General features: G+C 58.6%; 1 protein-coding gene. It reads right to left on the minus strand.

Annotated elements, in window-relative coordinates; translation table 11 throughout:
- Positions 1 to 367, minus strand: a 367-nt coding sequence (locus E1189_RS01460) for a hypothetical protein (RefSeq protein WP_196220979.1), incomplete at both ends; no start/stop codon positions are given.

Consider the following 367-nt stretch of genomic DNA (forward strand, 5'->3'; position numbering starts at 1 on the left):
GGCAGCCCGGGTGCGCAGCTGGGTATAGATGCCAAGAGCTTTTCGCAGGTTTTCTGCGCCTCCCATGATCTGGAAATATCTGCCAAGTGTTAATTCGATATCTTTGTCGTCACAGGGAGTATTCGCCCGCCCACCGGCCGCTCGGGTGCGCAATCGGGTATAGATGTCCAGGGCCATTTTCAGGCTGTCAGGCCCACCCATAACCTGGAGCAACCGGCCCAGAGCCAGTTCGATCTCCTTGTCCTCGCAGGGGGTGTTCAGATGCCCTCCTGCTGCCCGGGTGCGCAGCTGGGTAACGATGTCCAGGGACATTCGCAAGTTGGCCGCACCCCCCATGATCTGGAGATGTCTGCTCAGTGTTAACTCG

It is taken from the genome of Parendozoicomonas verongulae (genome assembly GCF_009711465.1).
Taxonomy (GTDB): Bacteria; Pseudomonadota; Gammaproteobacteria; order Pseudomonadales; family Endozoicomonadaceae; genus Sansalvadorimonas; species Sansalvadorimonas verongulae.